We start from the raw sequence: 2,976 nt of genomic DNA on the forward strand, positions 1-2,976 counted from the left end.
AAAAATCAGTCCAACAAACCAAGCGGTTAGCCAACGGTGACTGGTGGCAGACGTCAGCAATACGGTTCCGTATTGGCGAGTGCTGATGTGGTCTATGGCTTGTTGGCGGAATAATGGGCGAACGGTAGTTGAGTGGGTAGCGGGGTCTGGTGGCGGGGTGTGGGAATCGGGCAAAATAATATTTGTTAAAAAATGTAAAATAATATCTTGACGGAAACAGCTTTCTTTTGCAATACTTTTATTGCCGTAGCGATACTGTTTCGGTATTTTTAATTTAATTCGCGATGTTTATTAAAACTTTTCTAGGAATTTACAAATGATGCAAGAATTAAGCATGTTGGAAATTGATGAAGTTAGCGGTGCCAAAGCTTCTGAAGGAATGAGCGCGGTAAGTGGCATATTATGGGGTGCAGCTGTAGTTGCTGAATTGATTCCTGGCGGTCAAGCTGTTGGTGCGTTTTTAGGTCTGGGTGCTGGCATTGTCGCTGCAGGTGCAGGGCTTGCATATCTGACTGGCAATTAATTGAATTAAAAATGTGAGGGTCTCAGACGTTTTGAAACCCTCATATTGAGAATAGCATTGTAGAAAATATTTGAAATAACCAATGGGAATTGTATGCTCTTATTATCATCTCAAAACGAAGTAGGTATTAATTCATTTTTCCCGTTAATTGTAAGCAAGAAATATCGTAAAATTTCGGCAATAGAATGGAGCCATTACCGCCGTTTTTTACCATTGTACGTGATTGCAAATAGCATCATTTCAACAATATTATTATTTTTAATACAAAACTCTGCTAATAGCAACTTTGATTCAATTTATACTGTTATCAGTGCTCTAGAATTGATTTATGTATTTTGCAGACTTAACTTTGGTCGAAAAATGATAGAACTCGATTCTCGAACGAATTTAACAGTCTGTGTTGCGCCATATATTGTTTGGCTTGATTATATTTCAACTGGGGCAATGTTCATTCTAACCGCAAAGATTGGATTATTAAGTACCGAGTCAGATATCATGGCTGCAATATTTCATGTAATGAAAATCTTTTTTCTAGCTTACTCTTTTTTGCCCTTATTAAATTATCTAAAATATCGTCAGAGTAATTAACTAGGCATGTAAAAGGGGGCAGGACTTACATTTGAAACATTTCCTGATGTAGCCCTAAGCCCTAAATCTCAACTAATCGAAAAGAAGTCAATAAAGCTAGATACTTTCTTTTAATGAAGATTGATATTGCGCCCGCCAATCTGATTCGCCTGCTCACCTCTCAGAACATAGTAATTGTCGTCAGTCTTTATAAGTCGATGCTGCGCCCCTAACTTTTTCGGCCCCTCCAAGTTCAGAATATCGATTATTTTGCGTCGCATTTATTACCAGCGGAGTCCTAAAACAATCACTAAATCCTACGTCCCTGATCCATTTACTTTCATCGTAAACCAATAGCAATAGCCTATAATCGAATGATAAGCAGTAGGTATTACTATTGTGTACACATTCGGATAGCAGGTGGCATGTAAAACCAAGCGTGGATAAGAGAAGTGGCAGTTAGTAATTCAATTTATAGCAAAATCTACTTGGTTGCTCCGTCAACAACTTATGCGTTATGTCACCAGGCTGCAATGAGATTGACCGAACATATGGGACATCGAGATCTTCAAACGGGATGTGGGGAAGATGTGCGCGACTTATCGTAAAAAGTGTCTCTTTCGATGGAGCGGGATCATTCTGGTAGTGCAATCTATGCAGACGGTTTTTTAGTTTTTTAGTTGTTCGTCGTTCAGCATGAGAATGTGTTTCTTATTGTCTGTAGGGTTCATCATGATGAGCCCTGATGTGTTCTGCACTGTTTAGCATAATGATTTAGATGACATCAGCACCAGAGTAACTCATCTCTCTACCGGGTGCTATCATCGCTTCCTTGTGCCACGCTTTCTCATCGCACCATGTCATCCATATCAGAAACAACGGATCACGCCGCTACTGTCAAACGCTATTTACCCTGGGTCGTTGCGACGGCGCTGTTTATGGAGCAGCTTGACTCGACGATTATTAATACTGCAGTACCGTCAATGGCGGCGAGTTTGCAGGTGTCACCGCTGAGCCTGAAGGCTGTGGTCACGAGTTATATCCTGAGCTTGGCTGTCGGCATCCCGATTAGCGGCTGGATTGCTGATCGCTATGGTACACGGCGAGTATTCAGTATTGCCGTGGCGATTTTTACTTTGTCGTCTGTGCTATGTGGTTTGTCTCTGAACTTGCCAATGCTGATCGCCTCACGCATCTTGCAGGGAATGGGGGCTGCGATGATGATGCCAGTGGGGAGACTGACGATCATCCGTACATTTGCCAAATCAGAATTGCTGATGGCAATGAACTTTGTGATTATCCCCGCGCTGATCGGTCCTTTATTGGGTCCGACTATCGGTGGTCTGATCGTGCACTGGATGTCATGGCGGGTAATCTTCTTTATCAATGTACCGGTCGGTCTAGCAGCGCAATATCTGATTCATCGTCATATGCCGGATTATTACGGCGACAAACCAAGACCGCTTGATGTGATTGGCCTGGTGCTGTTTGGCACTGGCACAGCGCTGCTATCGTGGTTGCTTGAAATTTTTGGTGAACATACGATTGATGTGACGTCAACGATGGTGTTGTTTGCTTTATCTCTCAGCTTGCTGGCGGCATATGGCTGGCACTCGCGACAAATTCCTTTTCCTTTATTGCGCCTGAATTTATTTCAGATAAGGACCTTCCGTGTCTCGGTAGTCGGCGGTTTTATTACGCGACTGGGATTGGGCGGTTTGCCATTTTTGCTGCCGCTGTTGTATCAGATAGGATTGGGGTGGTAATCCCCCCTGCAAACAAGCGTTGAAATGAGTAGAATTTTCTAAATATGATTTTTGAAAGTTCTGCATGAAGCCTTCCCGTTACACCGACAGTCAGATCATCGCCATCCTCAAGCAGGCCGA

At 42.8% G+C, this 2,976-nt stretch carries 2 protein-coding genes and 2 pseudogenes; 3 read left to right on the forward strand and 1 reads right to left on the reverse strand.

The window, feature by feature from the left end:
- Positions 1–316: 316 nt before the first annotated feature.
- On the forward strand, positions 317–523 hold the full coding sequence (locus tag ACO0LE_RS20080; protein ID WP_422962101.1) for a hypothetical protein: 207 nt from the start codon (positions 317–319) through the stop codon (positions 521–523).
- Between the two features lie 93 nt (positions 524–616).
- Entirely contained in the window at positions 617–1,111 is a 495-nt protein-coding gene (locus ACO0LE_RS20085) for a hypothetical protein (protein ID WP_422962102.1), read from the forward strand.
- A 180-nt stretch (positions 1,112–1,291) separates the two neighbouring features.
- Here the strand turns inward: ACO0LE_RS20085 and ACO0LE_RS20090 are convergent.
- A pseudogene (locus tag ACO0LE_RS20090) lies at positions 1,292–1,741 on the reverse strand (arylamine N-acetyltransferase).
- A gap of 206 nt (positions 1,742–1,947) precedes the next feature.
- Here ACO0LE_RS20090 and ACO0LE_RS20095 point away from each other — a divergent pair.
- Positions 1,948–2,850: pseudogene (locus ACO0LE_RS20095) on the forward strand (MFS transporter); the annotation flags it as partial.
- Positions 2,851–2,976: the final 126 nt, after the last annotated feature.

The sequence above is a fragment of the Undibacterium sp. Xuan67W genome (genome assembly GCF_049340165.1).
GTDB lineage: Bacteria > Pseudomonadota > Gammaproteobacteria > Burkholderiales > Burkholderiaceae_D > Undibacterium.